At 66.1% G+C, this 19,657-nt stretch carries 16 protein-coding genes; 5 read left to right on the top strand and 11 right to left on the bottom strand.

Features of this window, described 5'->3' with window-relative positions:
* The first annotated feature begins 255 nt into the window (after positions 1-255).
* The 3 genes from ACT17R_RS13855 to ACT17R_RS13845 all read left to right on the top strand — a co-directional run bounded on the left by ACT17R_RS13855 (position 256) and on the right by ACT17R_RS13845 (position 6,259).
* Positions 256-1,440 carry an efflux RND transporter periplasmic adaptor subunit gene (locus tag ACT17R_RS13855; protein WP_058812898.1) on the top strand — a complete coding sequence of 395 codons (1,185 nt, stop codon included), beginning with the start codon at positions 256-258 and terminating at the stop codon, positions 1,438-1,440.
* 40 nt (positions 1,441-1,480) lie between these two features.
* A complete protein-coding gene (locus ACT17R_RS13850) occupies positions 1,481-4,897 on the top strand; it encodes an efflux RND transporter permease subunit (protein WP_444809618.1) in 3,417 nt (1,138 codons plus the stop codon).
* Between the two features lie 72 nt (positions 4,898-4,969).
* On the top strand, positions 4,970-6,259 hold the full coding sequence (locus tag ACT17R_RS13845) for a DUF445 domain-containing protein (protein WP_234179420.1): 1,290 nt from the start codon (positions 4,970-4,972) through the stop codon (positions 6,257-6,259).
* A 31-nt stretch (positions 6,260-6,290) separates the two neighbouring features.
* On the opposite strand, the gene ACT17R_RS13840 is transcribed toward ACT17R_RS13845, so the two are convergent.
* Positions 6,291-7,082 carry an SDR family NAD(P)-dependent oxidoreductase gene (locus ACT17R_RS13840; RefSeq protein ID WP_444809617.1) on the bottom strand — a complete coding sequence of 264 codons (792 nt, stop codon included), beginning with the start codon at positions 7,080-7,082 and terminating at the stop codon, positions 6,291-6,293.
* 46 nt (positions 7,083-7,128) lie between these two features.
* Here ACT17R_RS13840 and pepN point away from each other — a divergent pair, with 46 nt between their 5' ends.
* Positions 7,129-9,720, top strand: coding sequence for an aminopeptidase N (pepN, locus tag ACT17R_RS13835; RefSeq protein WP_444809616.1), 2,592 nt, complete (start codon positions 7,129-7,131; stop codon positions 9,718-9,720).
* Between the two features lie 4 nt (positions 9,721-9,724).
* Here the strand turns inward: pepN and ACT17R_RS13830 are convergent, their stop codons facing one another.
* The 5 genes from ACT17R_RS13830 to ACT17R_RS13810 form a co-directional block, all read right to left on the bottom strand.
* Positions 9,725-10,045, bottom strand: coding sequence for a DMT family transporter (locus ACT17R_RS13830; protein WP_003049205.1), 321 nt, complete (start codon positions 10,043-10,045; stop codon positions 9,725-9,727).
* A 161-nt stretch (positions 10,046-10,206) separates the two neighbouring features.
* The gene (locus tag ACT17R_RS13825; RefSeq protein ID WP_444809615.1) at positions 10,207-10,815 is read right to left on the bottom strand and encodes an ABC-type transport auxiliary lipoprotein family protein; all 609 of its coding nucleotides are present in this window, start codon (positions 10,813-10,815) and stop codon (positions 10,207-10,209) included.
* Between the two features lie 14 nt (positions 10,816-10,829).
* Positions 10,830-11,771: an MlaD family protein gene (locus ACT17R_RS13820; protein ID WP_003049211.1), complete on the bottom strand. Its 942-nt coding sequence runs from the start codon at positions 11,769-11,771 to the stop codon at positions 10,830-10,832.
* The gene (locus tag ACT17R_RS13815) at positions 11,771-12,595 is read right to left on the bottom strand and encodes an ABC transporter ATP-binding protein (protein ID WP_003049215.1); all 825 of its coding nucleotides are present in this window, start codon (positions 12,593-12,595) and stop codon (positions 11,771-11,773) included. Before ACT17R_RS13815 ends, ACT17R_RS13820 begins: the two co-directional genes overlap by 1 nt.
* Entirely contained in the window at positions 12,595-13,701 is a 1,107-nt protein-coding gene (locus tag ACT17R_RS13810) for an ABC transporter permease (protein WP_003049217.1), read from the bottom strand. The genes ACT17R_RS13815 and ACT17R_RS13810 overlap by 1 nt, the downstream gene beginning before the upstream one ends.
* A gap of 107 nt (positions 13,702-13,808) precedes the next feature.
* Between ACT17R_RS13810 and ACT17R_RS13805 the strand changes: the two genes are divergently transcribed.
* Entirely contained in the window at positions 13,809-14,528 is a 720-nt protein-coding gene (locus ACT17R_RS13805) for an HAD family hydrolase (RefSeq protein WP_003049220.1), read from the top strand.
* Positions 14,529-14,566: 38 nt separating this feature from the next.
* Here the strand turns inward: ACT17R_RS13805 and ACT17R_RS13800 are convergent, their stop codons facing one another.
* The 5 genes from ACT17R_RS13800 to ACT17R_RS13780 all read right to left on the bottom strand — a co-directional run bounded on the left by ACT17R_RS13800 (position 14,567) and on the right by ACT17R_RS13780 (position 19,653).
* Entirely contained in the window at positions 14,567-15,859 is a 1,293-nt protein-coding gene (locus tag ACT17R_RS13800; RefSeq protein WP_003049223.1) for a cystathionine gamma-synthase family protein, read from the bottom strand.
* Between the two features lie 74 nt (positions 15,860-15,933).
* Entirely contained in the window at positions 15,934-17,340 is a 1,407-nt protein-coding gene (locus ACT17R_RS13795) for an SLC13 family permease (protein WP_058812904.1), read from the bottom strand.
* Positions 17,337-18,104 carry a peptidoglycan editing factor PgeF gene (gene pgeF / locus ACT17R_RS13790; protein ID WP_062902009.1) on the bottom strand — a complete coding sequence of 256 codons (768 nt, stop codon included), beginning with the start codon at positions 18,102-18,104 and terminating at the stop codon, positions 17,337-17,339. The genes ACT17R_RS13795 and pgeF overlap by 4 nt, the downstream gene beginning before the upstream one ends.
* Positions 18,101-18,619: a GNAT family N-acetyltransferase gene (locus ACT17R_RS13785; protein ID WP_062902010.1), complete on the bottom strand. Its 519-nt coding sequence runs from the start codon at positions 18,617-18,619 to the stop codon at positions 18,101-18,103. Before ACT17R_RS13785 ends, pgeF begins: the two co-directional genes overlap by 4 nt.
* Positions 18,616-19,653: a class I SAM-dependent methyltransferase gene (locus tag ACT17R_RS13780; protein ID WP_062902011.1), complete on the bottom strand. Its 1,038-nt coding sequence runs from the start codon at positions 19,651-19,653 to the stop codon at positions 18,616-18,618. Before ACT17R_RS13780 ends, ACT17R_RS13785 begins: the two co-directional genes overlap by 4 nt.
* Positions 19,654-19,657 lie beyond the last annotated feature (4 nt).

Raw genomic sequence — 19,657 nt, 5'->3', positions numbered from 1 at the left:
CGGCAGCAGGCCGCCCTTTTTCATGGGCATAAACGCTGGAAAAGACGGATGATTTCGCCTAGTCGCGCGCAGCTGTGTGCGGGGTGTGCACGGGCTCAATCGCCTCTTGTATGTGGTGATGTAATAGGGTAATACACCTTCGACATATTTGTCCTGCCGTTCGGAAGAGGGGGCGGTCGTCGTTGACGGCTGCGGCACACGCCGGCGCGGAGGGATGGGGAGTTCGATGTGAACTACGAGCGGAAAGTGGATTCGATGGATAGCCTGGCGGGTTCGACCCAAAGCTTTTACGAAGAGGCGGACAATCGCCGCAAGCGTACGATCCTGATCGTCGCGCTGGTGTTGACCGCGATCGTGCTTGCCGTCGCCTGGTTTGCGTTCGGTTCGGGCAAGGCCGGCGACGGCGCGGCCTCGGGCGGCGCCGCGGGCGCCGCTGCGGGCGCCAGCACGCCGACCGTGACGGTGATGATCCCGGGCCGACAGTCGGTCGAAGCGGTCATCGCCGCCAATGGCACCATCGCCGCACGGCGCGAGATGCCGGTCGGTGTCGCGGGCGAGGGCGGCCAGGTCGTCAGGGTTCTGGTCGAACCCGGTCAGTGGGTCGGCGCGGGCCAGACGCTCGCGGTGATCGACCGCTCGGTGCAGGCGCAGCAGGCCGCAAGCCTTTCCGCATCGATCCGCGTCGCCAGGGCGGACGCCGATCTGGCGCAATCCGAGCTCGATCGCGCCGAAGCGCTGATCAGCCGAGGCTTCATCTCCAAGGCGGATCTCGACCGCAAGCGCGCGACGCGCGACTCCGCGAATGCGCGGGTTCGCGTTGCCGAGGCGCAGTATAAGGAAGCCGTTGCGCGCAACGGCCGTCTGAACATCGTCGCGCCTGCGGCGGGTCTGGTGCTTACGCGCCAGGTCGAACCGGGTCAGGTCGTCGGCGCCGGCAGCGGCGTGCTGTTCCGCATGGCCAAGGGCGGCGAGATGGAAATGCTCGCGCAACTGGCCGAGGGCGATCTCCAGCGTGTCCGCTCCGGAACGCGCGCGACCGTGACCCCGGTCGGCACCAATCTGCAGATTGCCGGACAGGTGTGGCAGGTGTCGCCGGTCGTCAATCCCGACACGCGGCAGGGCACCGTGCGCATTGCCGTCCCCTACAGCGATGCTCTGCGTCCCGGCGGCTTCGCCGACGCCCGCCTGGTCTCGGGTTCGGCCGAGGCGCCTCTGCTTCCCGAAAGCGCGGTGCAGAGCGGTCCCGAGGGCAATTATGTCCTGATCGTCGGCAAGGACGACAAGATCGAACGGCGCCCGGTCAAGGTCGGCACCGTCACCGATGGCGGCGTGTCGATCGCGTCGGGTCTGACCGGCAACGAAAAGGTCGTCGTGCTGGCGGGCGCCTTCCTCAACGTCGGCGACAAGGTGAAGCCGACGATCCAGAAATCGTCGCAATAAGCCTCTCCCCGGACCGACTGCGCACAAGGGCGTTTGAATCATGAGCTTTCGCAACATCTCCGCCTGGTGCATCCGCAATCCGGTGCCGCCGATCGTCCTGTTCGCGCTGCTGCTGCTGGCGGGGATCGTCAGCTTCAACCGGATGGACGTCAACGACAATCCCGATATCGAATTCCCGGCGGTGCAGGTCATCGTCGCGCAGCCGGGCGCTGCGCCAGCGGAACTCGAAACGCAGGTGACGCAGCGCGTCGAAGCTGCGGTGCGCAGCGTCAGCGGCGTCGACGAATTGTCCTCCTATGTCAGCGAAGGCAGCAGCCGTACGATGGTGCAATTTGCGATCGGGACACCGATCGACCGCGCCTATAATGACGTCAATCAGGCGATTTCGCAGATTCGCAGCAATCTGCCCGACGGGATTCTCGAGCCGCAGGTGATCCGTGTCGATATCGCCGGCGGTCCGATCACCTATTTCTCGGTCGAGGCGACCGACATGACGCTCGAGCAATTGTCGTGGTTCGTCGACAATACCGTGGCTAAAGAGCTGCTGTCGGTCCCGGGCATGAGCCAGGTGCGCCGTTCGGGCGGGGTCGACCGCGAAATCCGCGTGATCCTCGATCCCGCGCGGATGCAGAGCTATGGCCTGACCGCGAGCCAGGTGAACCAGCAGCTCCGTCAGGTCAATCTGAACGCGGCGGGCGGGCGCACCGAAATTGCCGGGTCGGAACAGGCGGTCCGCGTCCTCGGCAACGCGCAGAATGCATTCCAGCTCGGCGAAACGCGCATTTCGATCGGCAACGGCCGGACGATCCAGCTTTCCGACGTGGCCAAGGTGACCGACGGTTATGCCGAACAGCGTAATCTGGCGAAGATCAACGGCCGTCAGGTGCTGTCCTTCTCGATCGAAAAGGCGAAGGGCTCGTCCGACGTCAGCGTCCATGACGAGGCGATGAAAAAGCTGGCGGAGATCGAGAAGAACAACCCCAAGGTGAAGTTCAAGATCCTCTTCACCCGCACCGAATATACGAAGGAACAATATCGCAGCTCGATGGCCGCGATGATCGAAGGCGCGGTGCTCGCCGTCGTCGTCGTCTTCCTGTTCCTGCGCGACTGGCGCGCCACGATGATCAGCGCGATGGCGATCCCGCTGTCGGCCATTCCGACCTTCTGGTTCATGGATCTGATGGGCTTTTCGCTCAACAGCCTGTCGCTGCTGGCGCTCAGCCTTGTCGCCGGGGTGCTGGTCGACGACGCGATCGTCGAGATCGAGAATATCGTCCGACATATGCGTATGGGCAAGACGGCCTATCAGGCTTCGATCGACGCCGCCGACGAAATCGGCCTCGCGGTTGTGGCGACGACGATGTCGATCGTCGCGGTCTTCCTGCCCGTCGCGTTGATGCCCGGCATCTCGGGCCAGTTCTTCATCCAGTTCGGGATGACCGTGGTGTTCGCGGTGCTGATGAGCCTTGCCGTCGCGCGTATGATAACGCCGATGATCGCGGCCTATTTCCTGGCCGCGCACGGCGAACAGGCGCACGCCGAAGGGCCGTGGATCGATCGTTACGAGCGCGTGCTGCGTTGGACGCTCGACAATGGCAAGCATCACGCGGTGCGCGCCCGCTACGAAGCGGTTCCGACCCGGCTCGCCTTCCTCGCTGTTCCCCTGATCCTGTCGGGCATCTTCGTCCTCTATTCGGCCTACGCCTATTTCCAGCCGGTGCCGGTCGGTCAGGATGCGCCGAATACCGCGCTCTATTTCCTGCTGCGCACGCCGGCGCTGACCGTGATCGTCTTCCTTGCGACCAGCTTGCTTGCGATCTTGCTCGGTGCGCTCGCCTGGTTTGTCGGTATGCGCCAATGGGCCTTTACCGGCTGGGCCAAGTTCATGCTGCAGCGCGCCTGGGCACGGCTGTTCGATCACCGCGTGTGGATCGTCGGCATCGGCGCCGCGGCCTTCGTGCTGAGCATCGTCCTGTTCGCCACGCTGCCGCAGCAGTTCCAGCCGACGATCAACAGCGATTACAGCCAGATCAAATATGAACTGCCGCCGGGATCGACGCTGGCGCAGAGCGAGCATATCGCGAACCAGGTTTCGTCGATCCTCAGCGCAAGCCCCGCCGTCGATACCGCCTTTTTCGACGTCAATGTCGGCGGCGGCAATGCCTTCCTGACGCTCAAGAAGGACCGCGATATCAGCAGCGTCGAATGGGAACGCAGCCTGCAGCCGAAGCTGACGGCGATTCCCGATGCGCGCGTGTCGTTCCAGAGCCAGTCGGGCGGCTTTTCGGGCCGCGACATCACGATGATAATCGGCGGCGACGATCCGGTCGCGCTGGAAAAGCACGCGCTCAAGATCGTCGACGAAATGAGCAAGCTCAAGGAACTGCGCGCGCCGCGGATCGAGGGCGACATTCCGCGGCCCGAGATCATCGTCAATCCGCGCATGGATCTGGCCGCCGAGCTCGGCGTGACCACCGCGGCGCTCAGCCAGACGATCCGCATCGCGACGCTGGGCGATATCGATCAGAATGCGGCGAAATTCTCGCTGTCCGATCGCCAGATTCCGATCCGCGTGCTGCTGTCAGAAGATTCGCGCCGCAGCCTCGCGACGATCGAGAATCTGCCGGTGCCGACCTCGCGCGGGACGACCGTGCCGCTGAAATCGGTGGCAGAAATCGGCTTCGGCGCCGGTCCGACCGAATTGCGTCGCTACAATCAGACGCGGCGTATCGTCATCGGGGCGGACCTTGCGCCCGGCCTTGTCACGGGCAATGCGCAGCAAAAGATCGATGCGCTGCCCGCGGTCAAGAACATGCCGCAGGGCATCCGCAAGGTCATCCAGGGCGACCAGAAGTGGCAGGCCGAGCTGATCAAGAACTTCCTGATCGCGGTCGTGTCGGGCCTGATGCTCGTGTTCTCGACGCTCGTGCTGCTCTATCGCCGCTTCCTGTCGCCGCTGGTCAACATGTCGTCGCTGCTGCTGGCACCGCTCGGCGGGTTGCTCGGCCTGCTCGTGACCGGGATGCCGATCTCGATGCCCGTCTATATCGGCCTGCTGATGCTGCTGGGGATCGTCGCCAAAAACTCGATCCTGCTCGTCGATTTCGCGATCGAGGAAATGGACAAGGGGATCGGCAAGGTCGAGGCCCTCGTCGATGCAGGGCGCAAGCGTGCGCAGCCGATCATCATGACGACCGTCGCGATGGTCGCGGGCATGGTGCCGACGGCGCTGTCGCTGTCGGGTGACGGTGCATGGCGCGCGCCGATGGGCGTCGTCGTCATCGGCGGCCTGATCCTGTCGACGATGCTGACGCTGCTGATCGTGCCCGCAGGCTTCAGTCTGGCCGACAGCATCGAAAAGCGCCTCGGCCGCTTCTTCTCGAGCAATCTGCTCACCTACAAGAAGGGCGACGATACGCGGCCGCACGGCGATGCCGCGCCGCAGCCCGCCGAGTAACCGGACGCGACCGGCGACCGCGCGCGCGGTCCGTCGGTTGCAACCTTTGGCGGGCTGCCCCATTTGAACGGCATGACCAGCGTATCGCCCCCGACCGAAAGCAGGCGCGCCCACCCCGCCGGAGTGGGCGTCGCCGTTCCGACCGGCGGCATCAATGTCCGCATTGTGGCAACCGGACTGCTGCTCTTCATGGCTGCGGTCTTCGTGACCGCGAAATATTATCAGGATGTGCATCCTGCGGTCGGCTTCGTCCGCGCCTTTGCCGAAGCGGCGATGGTCGGCGGGCTGGCCGACTGGTTTGCCGTGACCGCGCTGTTCCGTCACCCGATGGGGCTGCCGATTCCGCACACCGCGATCGTGCCGCGTAACAAGAATCGCATCGGCGACACGCTGGCGCGCTTTCTACTCACCAATTTCCTGTTGCCGCGCCTGATCGCGCGCAAGATGCAGACGGTCGATGTTGCGGGCGCGGTCGGCAAATTCCTCTCGCAGCCTGCCGAGGGCGGCGGGCGGCTGAGGCTCGGCGCGTCGCGAATTATCGCCGACGGGCTCGGCGCGCTCGATCAGCAGCGGCTCGGCGGCATGGTCAAATCGGCGATCGCGGACCGGCTGCGCGAACTCGACGTCGCGCCGCTGCTCGGGCAGGCGTTGCAGGCGGCGCTGGCCGAGGGGCGGCATCAACCGTTGCTCGATGCGATGGTCAAATGGGGGTCGAAGACGCTCGACCTCAACGAGCATCTGATCCACCAGATGGTCCACGACAATTCGGGGGCCATCGTCCGCTTCACCGGCCTCGACGAGAGCATTTCGAACCGCATCGTCGCCGGCCTGTCGAAGCTGCTCAGCGAAATGGCGGTCGATGAAACCCATCCGATCCGCATCCGCGTCGAAGAGGGGCTCGCAAAGCTGGCGCTCGATCTGCAGCATGACCCGGAAATGCAGGAAAAGGTTGCGCGGGTGCGCGACGAACTGCTCGATAACCCGGCGGTCAAGCGCTGGCTCGACGGATTGTGGGAACAGGGGCGGGGCGCCTTGCTGCGCGCGGCGCGCGATCCCGAGACGATGCTCGCGGGCCGGATCGGCGAGCTGGTGACGCAGTTCGGCGCGATGCTGGGCGAGGACCAGGCGATCAAACGCACGCTCAACCGCTACGCCCGCCGCGCCGTCGTCGGCGCGGTCGACAGCTATGGCGAGACGGCGCTGAAGCTGGTGTCGGACACGATCCGCGGCTGGGATGCGAAGACGATCACCGACAGGCTGGAGAATGCCGTGGGCGACGATCTGCAATATATCCGCATCAACGGCACGCTGGTCGGCGGACTGGTGGGCGTTTTGATCCACGCGATCGATATCTGGATTTGACCGTCGCCCCTCGAAGGGTGGAGCCGCTGGCTTAAAGACAGGCCGCCAGTCCCTCGCGAAAACTCGGGTAGCGCGGAATCCACCCCAGCTGCCGTTTCGCCTTGCCGTTCGCAACGCGGCGATTCTCGGCATAGAAGGCACGCGCCGCGGGCGACAGGCCGGCGGCGTCGAGCGACTGCAGCGGCGGCAGCGGCGCCCCCAGCAGCGCGCAGCCCCATTCGACGAGGCGGTTCTGGTGACAGGGCGCATCGTCGGCGAGGTTGTAGACGCCCGCCGGGCCGCGGAAGGCGGCGATCACGCCGCCCGCGATATCGTCGACATGGACGCGGCTGAAAACCTGGTCGGGTAAATCGATCCGGTGCGCGCGGCCTTCGCGGATACGATCGAGGATGCTGCGGCCGGGACCATAGATGCCCGGCAGCCGAAAGACGCACATGTCGCCGCGCAGCGCGGCCCACGCCGCATCGGCGGCGTTGCGGTCGGGACGGCGGCCCTTCACCGGTGCGCTTTCGTCGACCCACGCGCCGCCGGTATCGCCATAAACGCCTGTCGAGGAAAGATATCCGGTCCAGGCCGCCGGCGCGAGCGCCACCGCCTCGCCATAGCGGGCGAGCACCGGGTCGGTGCCGTCCGCCGGGGGAACCGACGACAGGATATGCGTCGCCGATCGCAGCGCGCCCAGCACCGCGGCCTCGTCGGCGAAGGCGATGCTGTCGCCGCGTCCGTCGCGCGTCGTCCCGCTCACCTCCCACCCGCGCGCGCGCAACCGGTCGGCGATATGGCCCGCCGCATAGCCCATTCCGAAAATCAGCATATGTCCCATCGCCGCCCTTATTGCGCGGCGCGCGGCGCAAGCCTAGACCCGCATTATGACCGACGCTTCTTCCTCCCCCGTTCCGCCCGTCACCATCCACCGCAGCGATTATCGCCCGCCCGAATGGCAGGTGCCCGACATCGCGCTCGATTTCGCACTCGGCCTTGACACGACGCGCGTCGGTGCGGCGCTGTCGGTCGTGCGCCATGCCGATGCGCCGGCGCCGCTGACGCTGCGCGGCGACGGCCTGACCCCGCTCGCGGTGCGCGTCGATGGCGAAAGCTGGAACGATTGGCATATGGAGGGCCCCGACCTGATCGTCGATCTCGGCGACCGGGCCCGCGCTATCGTCGAGGTCGATACCGCGATCGATCCCACGGCCAATACCCAGCTCATGGGCCTTTATGCCTCGAACGGCATGCTCTGCACCCAGTGCGAGGCCGAGGGGTTCCGGCGGATCACCTTCCATCCCGACCGTCCCGATGTCCTCAGCCGCTACAAGGTGCGGATGGCGGGCGACAAGACGGCCTTTCCCATCCTGCTGTCGAACGGCAATTGCGTTGCAAAGGGTGCGGGTGACGACGGCAGCCATTGGGCTTTGTGGGAAGATCCCTGGCCGAAACCTTCCTATCTTTTCGCGCTCGTCGCGGGCGATCTTGTCGTCAACCGCGACAGCTTTACCACCATGTCGGGGCGCAAGGTCGAACTGGGCATCTGGGTGCGCGCGGGCGACGAGGGCCGCACCGGCCACGCGATGCAGGCGCTCAAGGACAGCATGGCGTGGGACGAGCGCGTCTATGGCCGCGAATATGACCTCGACCTGTTCAACATCGTCGCGGTCAGCGATTTCAACATGGGGGCGATGGAGAACAAGGGCCTCAACATCTTCAACACCCGCTATATCCTGGCCGATCCCGACACCGCGACCGACCTCGACTATGACGGGGTACAGGGGGTGGTCGCGCACGAATATTTTCACAATTGGTCGGGCAATCGCGTCACCTGTCGCGACTGGTTCCAGCTCAGCCTGAAAGAAGGCTTCACCGTCTATCGCGACCAGAGCTTTTCGGCGGACATGGGATCTGCACCGGTCAAGCGGATCGAGGATGTCCGCCTGCTCCGCGCGGCGCAGTTTCCGGAGGATGCGGGGCCGCTTGCGCACCCGATCCGGCCCGACAGCTATCAGGAGATCAGCAACTTCTACACGGCGACCGTTTATAACAAGGGCGCAGAGATCATCCGGATGATGGCGACCCTGCTCGGTCCGCAGCGCTTCCGCGCCGGCACCGACCTCTATTTCGACCGCCACGATGGCGAGGCCGCGACGTGCGAGGATTTCGTGCGCGCGATGGAGGAGGGCGGGTCGATCGACCTGACCCAGTTCCGCCGCTGGTACGAACAGGCGGGGACGCCGCGGCTCAAGCTGACGCTTTCAGAGGATCAGGGGCAATGGGCGCTCGATGTGGTGCAGACCGTGCCGCCGACCCCCGGCCAGCCCGAAAAACTGCCGATGATGATGCCGCTGCGTATCGCGGCCTTCGATAGAAGCGGCGGTGCATCGCTGCCCGATACGCTGGTGACGCTCACCGGTGCGACGCAGCGGATCGCGCTCGGCGCCTTCGACGGGCGCCCTGCCTTGTCGGTCAACCGCGGCTTTTCGGCACCGGTCATCGTCGATTTCGATCGCGCGCAGGGGGAACTCGCCTGGCTTGCGGCGCATGATGACGACCCCTTCGCGCGCTACGAAGCCTTGCAGCAGCTCATGCTCGACACGCTTGTCGCGGCAGCGGCGGGGAATGAAGTCGATCATCGGGCGGTGGTCGATGCGGTGGCGCAGACGTTGCGTGGGCGCGGCGAAGATCCGGCCTTCGTTGCCGAGGCGGTGCTGCTGCCCAGCGAGGCGTTCATCGGCGACCAGATGCTCACCGTCGATCCCGACGCAATCCGCCGCGAACGGCTGGCGCTGCAGGCCGCGATCGGCCGCGCGCTCGAGGAGGAATGGCGCGCGATACTGGCGGGCAAGGCACCGCCGGCGACCGACCTGTCGCCGCACGCCAAGGGCGAACGGCGCCTGCGCGGCGTCGCGCTCGCCTATCTTGCCGCGACGGGGATCGCCGATATCCCGGCGCTTGTCTTCGGGGTGTTTTCGGATGCCGACGGCATGACCGAGCGTCAGGCGGCGCTGGCGACGCTCGCGAATGGCGACAGCGACGAACGCGCCCATGCGCTCGACATCTTCTATCAGCGCTACCGCGACAATCCGCTCGTGCTCGACAAATGGTTTCAGGTGCAGGCCTGGTCGATGCGCCCCGACACGGTGGAGGCGGTGCGCCAGCTGGCCGAGCATCCCGATTTCACCCTGTCCAATCCGAACCGGGTGCGATCGCTTTATGGGGCGTTCACGGGCAATCAGGCGGCCTTTCATCAGGCCGATGGCGCGGGCTATCGGCTGATCGCCGACCTTGTCATCGCGCTCGATCCGCGCAATCCGCAGACCGCGGCGCGAATGATCCCGCCGCTCGGGCGGTGGAAGCGCTTCGACGAGGCGCGCGCCGCGATGATGCGCGCCGAACTCGAACGCATCCTCGCCCAGCCTGGCCTGTCGCGCGACACGACCGAGCAGGCGTCGAAGAGCTTGCTGGGCTGAGCGATCAGGCCGGCGCCGACAGCTTCGTGCCGACGACGCCGATCACGATCAGCGCCATGAAGCCGATCTGCACGGTGCCGATTTTTTCGCCGAACAGGACGATACCGCCGATGATGACGCCGACCGCGCCGAGGCCGGTCCAGATTGCATAGGCGGTGCCGGCTGAAATCTCGCGCATCGCAAAGGCGAGCAGCGCCATGTTGAGGAAGCTGAGCGCGATCGGCACCGTCGAGGCCTGCCACGTGCCCAGCGTTGCAGCCCATTTCAGGCTGAGTGCCCAGCAAATTTCGGTGAAAACGGCGATTGCCAGGATGAACCATCCCATGCGCGAGTCCTTTCGTCAGGCGGGCTCGTGCGGGAGGCGCACGCCGGAAACCCGAAAGAGGCGATGCGCGAAAGAGGCGGCTATCGCGGCCGCGGCTCGCCCCTAAGGGGCAGGAGCGCAAAGCGCAAGAGCGGAGCGGCCGCGAGCCGGCGCGGCCCGCGTCAGCCGGCGAGCCAAGCGGCGACGTCGGTAGCGACCTTGTTGGCGGCGCGGGTCAGCGCCTCGCCGACCGGCTTTGCCTCGATCTTGCCGCCGATCGGTTCGCGCACCTCGAAGCGGCGCTGCGTCACCGTCTTGCCGCCCGCCGCGACGCGCATCGCCTGGAGCGAGACGACCGCTTCGTTGGTGCGCGCATCGACGCCGAATTCGAGCAGCTGGCTGGCAAGCTGTTCGCCCGGTGCGGTCAGATACTGACCTTCGTCGAGCACAACCAGCGGGGTTTTTGCCGCGACGGTTTCCGACAGGAGCCGCTGGAACAGGCGCTGCGGCGCCTCGACCCACTGGGCGTCCTTGACATAGGCGACGCTCGCATCGTCCTGCTGCACGGGGATGCGCGTGGTGCGCAGCTTTTGCGGCGCATTCGGGATCAGGATCGTCAGCGTCTGCGCTTCGCCCGCCGAGCGCGCCTCGCCGACGACCGGGGCGACATCGGAATCGAGCGTGAGCAGAAAGGGCGGCGCCTTGCCGCCGAAACTGACACAGGCCGAGAGCGACAGCGCGCCCAGCGCGAGCAGCGCGGGGGTGCGAAGACGGCGAAGCGGGTGGGGCATGGCGGTCGTCATCCTCATTTCTTGTAATCGGGCAGCTTGCTGCCGCCGAGCACCGCGCCCGCGCCTTGCTGATCGAGCTTGTCGGTCAGGCTCGAAAGCGAGGAGGAGGTGCGGCGCAGGTCGCGGATCAGCGCATTCGCTTCGGGGATCGTCGTTTCGCTGAAGGTCTTGAGGCCGGGCCGGGCGTCCGAAATCGCCGATTCGAGCGTCTGCATCGACTTGTTTGCGGAGGCGAGCGTGTCGCGCAGATTGCGCATCGCAGGATCGACATTGCGGTCGATCGTGCCCTGCGTCGCGGCGGCAAGATTGCCGATCTGTTCGGCCGCGGTCCCCGTCTGCTGGATCGCAACGCGCGTGTCGGCGAGCGCGGCTTCGATCGCCGGTCCGTTGCGCGCGAGGATCGCGGTCGATTGCTCGACATTCTTCAGGATCGCCGCGAAGCTCGCCTGATTCTTGTCGTCGGCCAGTTCGGCCAGCCGCTCGGTCAGCGTCGACAGGCGCTGGAGAAGCTGCGGCGCGGTGTTGAGCAGTTCACCGAGCCCACCGACGCGCGTCGGGATGACCGGTTTGCCGGCGGGGCCCTTGTCGGCGATCGGCGGCGCGCCCTTGACCGCGCCGTCTAGCGAGATTTGCGATACGCCGGTGAAGCCGACGCCTTCCAGCGCCGCGGTCGTCCCCTGCAGCACCGGCACATGCTCGTCGACTTCGATACGCACGCGGACGAATTGCGGATCGTCGGGCCACAGCGCGATCTGCCGCACCTGGCCGACGGGGACACCGGAGAATTGCACCTGTGCGCCTTTGTTCAATCCGTCGACAGACTGTTTGAAAAATATATCATATTCCTGACGCTTGCCGCCGCTGTCGTTCGCCAGCCAGACCACGAACAGCGCGAGCGCAACGGTGAACAGCAGGACGAAGGCCCCGACCAGAACATTGTTCGACCGCGTTTCCATCAGCTCTTCCTATCTGCCCGCGTCAGCGCGTCGTTGCTCCCAGAGGCGGCGCGTCCGCGCGGTCCGTTGAAATATTCCTGTATCCAAGGATGCTCGGTGGCAAGAAGTTCCGGAATCGTGCCGACCGCGATCACTTTTTTCTCGGCCAGCACCGCGACCCGGTCGCAGGTCGCGTAGAGCGAATCGAGGTCGTGGGTGATCAGGAACACGGTCAGCCCCATCGTGTCGGCCAGTTCGCGGATCAGCTCGTCGAACTTCGCGGCGCCGATCGGGTCGAGCCCCGCGGTCGGTTCGTCGAGGAACAGCAGCGCCGGATCGAGCGCCAGCGCCCGCGCCAGCCCCGCACGCTTGACCATGCCGCCCGACAGCTCGGCCGGATATTTGGGGCCGGCATCGTTTGGCAGGCCGACCATCGCGACCTTGTAGGCCGCGATTTCGTCGAGCAGCTCTGAGTCCATGCGCGGATAGAACTCGCGCAGCGGCACCTGGATATTCTCCGCAACGGTGAGGGTCGAGAACAGCGCGCCGCCCTGGAACATCACGCCCCAGCGACGGCGCAGGTCGCGCGATTCCTCTTCGTCGACGATCGTGTCGAGCGTCTTGCCATAGACTTCGACCTCGCCCGCGGTCGGGATCTGCAGCCCGATGATCGACCGCATCAGCACCGACTTGCCAGTGCCCGATCCGCCGACGACTCCCAATATCTCGCCCGACCGCACGTCGAGATCGAGGTCTTCGTGGATCACCGCATCGCCGAACTGGTTGCACAGCCCGCGCACCTTGATCGCAATGTCGAATTTTTCTGGTTCGATCAGCTCGGCCATCAGTTCCAGCCCAGCGAGGTGAAGAAAACGGCGAAAAAGGCGTCGAGAACGATGACGAGGAAGATGGCGGCGACAACCGCCGAGGTCGTCCGCTTGCCGACTTGCTCGGCATTCTGGCGCACCTGCATCCCTTCGTAACAGCCGGTGACGCCGATCAGGATGCCGAAAACCGGTGCCTTGATCAGCATGATCCAGAAATCGGTCATCGGGATGATTTCACGGATGCGCTGGACATAGGTCAGCGGCGGGATTTCCAGCCCGACCCAGCAGAAGATGCCGCCTCCGATGATCGCGCAGATGCTGGCATAAAAGCCGAGCAGCGGCATGGTGATCGTCGACGCCGCGACACGCGGCAGGACGATCGCCTCCATCGGCGACACGCCGATCGTGCGCATCGCATCGACTTCCTCGGTCAGCTTCATCGTTCCGATTTGCGCGGCGAAGGCCGAACCCGACCGGCCGGCGACCATGATCGCGGTCATCAGCAATCCCAGCTCGCGGATCGACGCACGGCCGACGAGGTTGATCGTGAACACTTCGAGCCCGAATTGCTTGAGCTGCACCGATCCCTGCTGCGCGATGACGATGCCGATCAGGAAGCTCATCAGCCCGATGATGGGCAGCGCGTCGACGCCGACGGTCTGGAACCGCGTGACGATCGCATTCCAGCGGATCGCGCGGCGGGCGCGGATCTGGTTGAACAGCGCGACGACCATCGCGCCGAAAAAGCCGATGATGCCAAGCAGTTCGTTCCAGATCGCCACACTTGCGGTGCCGAGCTGTTCGAGCATACGCACCCAGGCAGGGCGCCGGTCGCCATGGATGCGATACTCGCTGGTGTCGTTCGCCAGCGCGTCGAGCAGCCGCTGCGCATCCTGGCTCGCGCCGACGACCTTCGCGTCGTGGCGATGCATCGTGCGCGTCACGATCCACGCCCCGACGGTGTCGATGCGGGTAATATTTGAAAGATCGAGGAGCGAAATCGGTCCAAGCTCGTCGAGCCGCTGCGGCAGGTCGCCCATCCGGGCGAGCGTCAACCGGCCCGAGAAGCGGACCTCTGCGCCGTCAGCGCCATCGTTCGTTTCGAAGTCCGCCCAAACCGCCATGACGCGGGCGACATTGGATTATTTGCCAGGGCACGGCAAGCGAATTGGCCGCGCTTGCGGCAGGCTGCGCTCTTGGCCGGCGGTGGGCGCGCGGTTATAGCGGGAGTATGGAGGTTCCGACGCTCGATCCCGTCCGCGACTATGCGCATCGTGTTGCGATGTACGACATGGACCGCACGATCACGCGGTCGGGGACGTATAGCGGCTTTCTGATGCACGTTGCGCGGCGGCGCCAGCAATGGCGGCTGCTGTTGCTGCCGCTGGTGGCGCTTGCCGCCGCTGCCTATTCCTTGCGCCTGATCGACCGGTCGCGGCTGAAGGCGATCAATCTGCGGCTGCTGGTCGGAAAGAGTTTCAACCGCGCCGAGATCGCTCCGCTCGCTGAAAGCTATGCCGATCAGGTCATTGCGCGCGGCGTGCACGCGGCGGCGCTCGACCAGATCGCGGCCGACCGCGCGGCGGGTTACCGCGTCCTCCTCGCGACCGCGTCCTTCCATCTCTATGTCGATGCGATCGCGCGGCGGCTGGGCATCGACGATGTGCTGGCGACCCGCCTCGACGCACCCGACGGCGCCGATCATATCCACGCGCGGCTGGCGGGCGACAATTGCTATGGCGCGGCCAAGTTCGCGCGCATCGGCGAATGGCTCGCCGATAATGCCATCACCCGCGAAGACGCGCACATCCGCGCCTATTCGGATCACGTCTCCGATCATCCGATGCTGGGCTTCGCCGACGAGGCGGTGGCGACGACGCCGTCGCGCGCGCTGAAGAAGCTGGCGCCGCAGCGGGGATGGGCCGTCGTCGACTGGCGGCAGAAGACATAGCCCTCCCGGCGGTGCGGGAGGGCTTGCCTCGCTTCCGCTCAGACCGCGTCCAGTGCCTGCGCGAAGTCGGCGATCAGATCGTCGGCATCCTCGATCCCGATAGAGATGCGGACGAGATTGTCGGTGATGCCCAACGCTTTCTTGCGTTCGTCGGGGACCGACAGATGCGTCATCGCCGCCGGATGGCTCGCGAGCGTTTCGGTGCCGCCGAGGCTGACCGCGAGCTTCGCGATCTTGAGCGCGTCGAGAAAGCGGAAGCTCTCTTCCTCACCGCCCTTGATGAACAGCGAGAAGGTCGATCCCGCGCCGCTGCAGTGGCGGTCGAAGATGTCCTGCTGGCGCGGGTCGGCAATGAAGCCGAGATAGCCTAGTCCTTCGACCTTGGGATGATCGCGCAGGAAGGTGCAGACCTTCAGCGCATTCTCGCCCGCCCGGCTCATGCGCAGTTCGAGCGTCTCGAGGCTGCGCAGCAGCATCCACGCCGTGTTGGGATCGCAGATGGTGCCGATCGTGTTCCGCATCGGCCGGATGATGTCGATCAGCCGCTGATCGCCCGCCACGCCGCCCGCGACCAGGTCCGAATGACCGCCAGCATATTTGGTCAGGCTGTAGACGACGAGTTCGGCGCCCTGCTTGAGCGGCTGTTGCCAGAGCGGGCCGAGGAAGGTGTTGTCGATCGCGATCGCGGGCTTGTGGTCGCCGGGGAAGGCGGCATCGCGTGCGCCGCGCACCGCCTCGACATCGACGAGCGCGTTGGTCGGGTTGGCCGGGCTTTCGAGATAGACGAGCGCGACCTTGCCGCCCTTTTCGTCGGCGAGCGCCTGGGCGCGGGCGAGCACGTCGTCGATCTGCTCGCGCGTCGCGCCGGCCGGAAAATCGACGAAGCCGACGCCGAAGCGCGAGAGGATGCGCGCGATCAGCGTCTCGGTCGCGGCATAGAGCGGCCCCGAATGGACGACCACGTCATTCTGTCCGACGAGCGCCAGCATCAGCGTCGCGATCGCCGACATACCGCTTGAAAAGACGAGCGCATCGTCGGCGCCGTCCCACAGCGCCAGCCGGTCCTCGACGATTTCCTGATTGGGGCCGTTGAAGCGCGAATAGACAAGGCCATCGGCGGGCCCCTGTCGTTTGCCGGTGATATGTTCGAAGAAGCGCTTGCCCGCCGCTGCGCTTTCGAACGCGAAGGTCGAGGTCAGGAAGATCGGCGGCTTCAGCGCGCCTTCGGACAGAAAAGGGTCATAGCCGTGCCCCATCATCTGCGTCGCGGGGGTCAGCTTCTTGCCGCCGACTGCTTCGATATTCGCCTTGTTCTTGCCGCGCGTGGCCATGACATGCTCCTGAAAATGATCACGCAGCTATAGCAAGGCTGGTTACGATTGAAACCGGTTCGCGGTCAGCCGGGTCAGGCAAGCGCGGCGATGGCCCAGATAATGCCGATGAGCAGCGGTACGCCGAGCAGATCGAGCGCCAGCCCCGCCTTGAGCATACGCGGCAGAGCGATGTTGCCCGTCGCCCAGGCAAGCGCGTTGGGGCCCGTTCCCGATGGCAGCATGAAGCCCCAGCTTGCCGCCATCGCGACGGGCAGGGCAAGGAGGACGGGATCAGTGCCGGTGGCCGCGATCAGCGCGGCGAGCACGGGCATGATGCCGCTCGCCGTTGCGACATTGCTGGCGAATTCGGTGATCAGGATCGTCAGCGCGACAATCACCGCCGCAAGGAGGATTGTCGGGATCGAACCGAGCGGTGCGAGAACCGCGCCCAGCCAGGCAGCAAGTCCGCTCTCGGTGATTGCGGCAGCGAGGGCAAGCCCGCCACCGAACATCATGATGACGCCCCAGGGCGCGCGATCGGCTTCCTTCCAGACGAGCAGCGGTCGGCCGGTGCCGTCGGGCACGACGAACAGCAGCAGGCTGCCCGCCACCGCGACGGTGCCGTCGGTCAGCGCGCCCTTCGGGAACAGCGGTTCGAGCCAGGGCTGCATCACCCAGGCGATCAGCACGAGCAGAAACACGGGCACGACGCGCCGCTCGGCGGTCGACCAGATTGCCTGGTTGCCGAGCGCGGCCGCCGCCGCGCGCCCGTCGAACGGATGCTCGGCAAGCCGCTGCACCCGCGCAAGGACGATCATCGCAAAGGGCACCGACACAAGCACCACCGGCACGCCATAAATCGCCCAGTCGAGGAAGGATATGTGCAGCCCGAGCGTCCGCTCGATCAGGCCCGCGGCGATGGCGTTGGTCGGGCTGCCGACCAATGTGCCCAGTCCGCCGAGCGAAGCGGCGAAGGCAATCCCCATCATCACGGCGCCGGGGAAACCCTCGGTATCGCCCTCGCGGGCGCCGGCGGCTCCGACGACCGCCAGCGCGATCGGCACCATGATGAGCGCGGTCGACGTGTTGGAAATGAACATGCTGAGCAGCGCGGTCGCCGCCATGAAGGCGAAGAGCAGCCCGGTCGCGGTCGGCGACGCGCGCTTGAGCAGCGCCAGTGCGAGCCGGCGGTGCAGCCCGACGCGCTCGATCGCGAGTGCGAGGAAGGCACCGCCCAGGATCAGAAACAGGATCGGCGAATAATATTCCTTGGCGATGGCATTGGCGTCCATCACCCCGAAGGCCGGGACGGTCAGGAAGGGAAGGAGTGCGGTGACGGTCAGCGGCATCGCTTCGGTCATCCACCAGATTGCCATCAGGACGGTCAGCGCCGCAACGCGCCACGCCGTCGGTTCCATGCCCGCGGGGGCCGGCAGCGCCAGCATCGCGACGAAAGCCAGCAAGCCGCCGATCAGCCCGAGCAGGCGCGTGCGCGTCATCCGTCCCCCAATCCGATCACCGAAAGCTGCCGGCCATAGCTGTTCTCGCTTTTATGGCAGGCGCGGCGATAGCTGAAATATTCCTCTGCTTCGGCGTAGGTGTCCTGCCCGCCGATGGCAACCTTGGCGACGCCCGCGGCCGCGAGGCGCGCCGCGACATAGGCGGCGATGTCGAACATGGCGTGTCCCGGCTTGCCGGCCGCGAAGAAGCGTTCGTTGGCGGGATCGTCGGTGACGAAGCGCTGCACGAAACTGTCATCGACCTCATAGGACGCGCGGCCGATACAGGGGCCGATCGCGGCGACGACATTTCTGCGCCGCGCGCCGAGGCTTTCCATCGCGCCGAGCGCCGCGTCGGTGACCCCCGCGATTGCGCCTTTCCACCCGGCATGGGCCGCCGCGACGACGCCGGCCGAGCGATCGGCAAACAGCACCGGGACGCAATCGGCAGTGAGGATGCCGAGCAAGATGCCCGGCGTGCGCGTCGCCAGCGCGTCGGCTTCGGGTCGGGCGGCAAGGTCGCTGTCCGCATCGACGATATGGCAGCGATTGCCATGCACCTGATAAAGCCCTGTCAGAGTAGCGCCGGGCAGCACGGTGGCGCCGACGCGGCGGCGATTTTCCGCAATCAGCGCGGCATCGTCGCCCGATCCGACGCCGCAGTTGAGCGAGGCAAGGTCGCCGGTCGACATGCCGCCGCGCCGTCCGAAAAATCCGTGCGCGACCCCGGCGAGCGGGGCGGCGGTGGTGAAAGGCGGGGTCACAGGTCGAGCCTCCAGATCCGGTCTTCGTCGATATGATTGCCGACGCGGAATGCGTTGCGGCCGACATCGACGAAGCCATAGCGGCGGTAAAAAGCCTGCGCGCGCGGGTTCTCGGTGAAGACCGACAGATAGAGGATCGATGCCCTTTGGCGCGCCCAGTCGATGCCCCATTGCATCAGCGCCGCGGCAACGCCCGTCCCTTTGGCTTCGGCGGCGACATAAAGCTGGTGGAGTTCGGTCGCGCCCTCCGCCGGCTGCCCATCGGGCAGATCGAAATCGATGGGGCCAAGCTTGATATAGCCGAGGATCGCCTCGTCGGCGCCGCGGACGAGCGCGACTACCATCGCGGGATCGGCGATCTGCGCGCGCAGTTTCTCGGGCGGATTCCAGTCCGCGAGAAAGCTCGCCAGGTCGGCGGGATCGTAGATATGACCGAAGGTCTGCACGAAGGCGGCTTCGGCAAAGCGCGACAGCGCGTCGGCGTCGGCAGCGGTGGCGAGCGTGACGTCGGTCATGCAATCTCTCCCGAACTATCGAATCCGGCGGGCTGCGGCCAGCCGGCGCCGGTCAGCGCCATCGCCTGGAACAATGTTCCCATCTGATCACCCGCGACCAGCCGGTCGCGCTGTCTCTGCAAATCGCCCGCGCGTGCGGGCGAGGCAGCGACCAACGTCTGCAAGCGGGCGTCGATGCCCATCGCCTGCAACCACGCGCCCTGATCAACGGGGCCGAAGACGTTCGTGCCGGGGCGCCGCGCGGCATGGGCAAGCGCCGCGAAGTCGACATGGGCGGTCAGGTCGACCTCGCCCGGATCGGCGAAGGGATCGGCGAAACGATGCGCCTTTACCGCCTGCAGCGTGTCGCCGGTGGCGGGGCCGCAATAGCCATAGTCGATTGCGAGCAGCGCACCGCCCTGCCGTGCGAGCCTCGCGCTGCACCGATGGATCACCGCGGCGGCGGCGGGCGCGGTTTCGACGATCGTGCCTTCGGTGCGGTCGCGCAGCGCTGGCGGTATGGCCTCGTCGGCTGGAACCGTGTCCGGAGCAGCAGTTATGCTGTTGCCCCCACGCACGACGATGCGCTCGCGCCAGCCGTCCTTCGTTGCCACATATTGATGGACGGGCAGCGCGTCGAAAAATTCATTGGCGATGACGATCAGCGGCAGGTCGTCCGGCAGGCTGTCGATCTCGTCATGATGCTCTGCGTCCGGCAGGCGCGCCGATTGCGCCGCGCGCAGCGCGGGGCTCGTCTCGACGAGGTGGAGGCCCTGCGGCTTGCAGTCGAAGCGGGCGGCGGTGCGCAGCGCGTCGGCGGCGAGTGTGCCGCGCCCCGGCCCCAGTTCGACATAATGAAAGGCGGGGCCGCCCGCACGGGTCCACAGGTCGGCGATCCAGATGCCGACCATTTCGCCGAACATCTGGCTGATTTCGGGCGCCGTGGTGAAATCGCCCGCGGCGCCGAGCGGGTCGCGCGTCGCATAATAATGCGCGTTCGCCGCCGCCATATAATCGGCGACCGTCACCGTCCGCGCCGCGGCAATTTCCCTCATCAAA

It is taken from the genome of Sphingopyxis sp. Q841 (assembly GCF_052384365.1).
In the GTDB taxonomy this organism is placed as follows: Bacteria; Pseudomonadota; Alphaproteobacteria; order Sphingomonadales; family Sphingomonadaceae; genus Sphingopyxis; species Sphingopyxis terrae_A.
Note: the sequence above shows the minus strand (reverse complement) of the source record. Positions and strands in the feature narration are given on the sequence as shown.

Coding starts and splice junctions, on each gene's coding strand:
- ACT17R_RS13855 (WP_058812898.1), top strand. CDS start 256: ATGGATAGCCTGGCGGGTTCGACCCAAAGCTTTTACGAAGAGGCGGAC.
- ACT17R_RS13850 (WP_444809618.1), top strand. CDS start 1,481: ATGAGCTTTCGCAACATCTCCGCCTGGTGCATCCGCAATCCGGTGCCG.
- ACT17R_RS13845 (WP_234179420.1), top strand. CDS start 4,970: ATGACCAGCGTATCGCCCCCGACCGAAAGCAGGCGCGCCCACCCCGCC.
- ACT17R_RS13840 (WP_444809617.1), bottom strand. CDS start 7,082: ATGGGACATATGCTGATTTTCGGAATGGGCTATGCGGCGGGCCATATC.
- pepN (WP_444809616.1), top strand. CDS start 7,129: ATGACCGACGCTTCTTCCTCCCCCGTTCCGCCCGTCACCATCCACCGC.
- ACT17R_RS13830 (WP_003049205.1), bottom strand. CDS start 10,045: ATGGGATGGTTCATCCTGGCAATCGCCGTTTTCACCGAAATTTGCTGG.
- ACT17R_RS13825 (WP_444809615.1), bottom strand. CDS start 10,815: ATGCCCCACCCGCTTCGCCGTCTTCGCACCCCCGCGCTGCTCGCGCTG.
- ACT17R_RS13820 (WP_003049211.1), bottom strand. CDS start 11,771: ATGGAAACGCGGTCGAACAATGTTCTGGTCGGGGCCTTCGTCCTGCTG.
- ACT17R_RS13815 (WP_003049215.1), bottom strand. CDS start 12,595: ATGGCCGAGCTGATCGAACCAGAAAAATTCGACATTGCGATCAAGGTG.
- ACT17R_RS13810 (WP_003049217.1), bottom strand. CDS start 13,701: ATGGCGGTTTGGGCGGACTTCGAAACGAACGATGGCGCTGACGGCGCA.
- ACT17R_RS13805 (WP_003049220.1), top strand. CDS start 13,809: ATGGAGGTTCCGACGCTCGATCCCGTCCGCGACTATGCGCATCGTGTT.
- ACT17R_RS13800 (WP_003049223.1), bottom strand. CDS start 15,859: ATGGCCACGCGCGGCAAGAACAAGGCGAATATCGAAGCAGTCGGCGGC.
- ACT17R_RS13795 (WP_058812904.1), bottom strand. CDS start 17,340: ATGACGCGCACGCGCCTGCTCGGGCTGATCGGCGGCTTGCTGGCTTTC.
- ACT17R_RS13785 (WP_062902010.1), bottom strand. CDS start 18,619: ATGACCGACGTCACGCTCGCCACCGCTGCCGACGCCGACGCGCTGTCG.
- ACT17R_RS13780 (WP_062902011.1), bottom strand. CDS start 19,653: ATGAGGGAAATTGCCGCGGCGCGGACGGTGACGGTCGCCGATTATATG.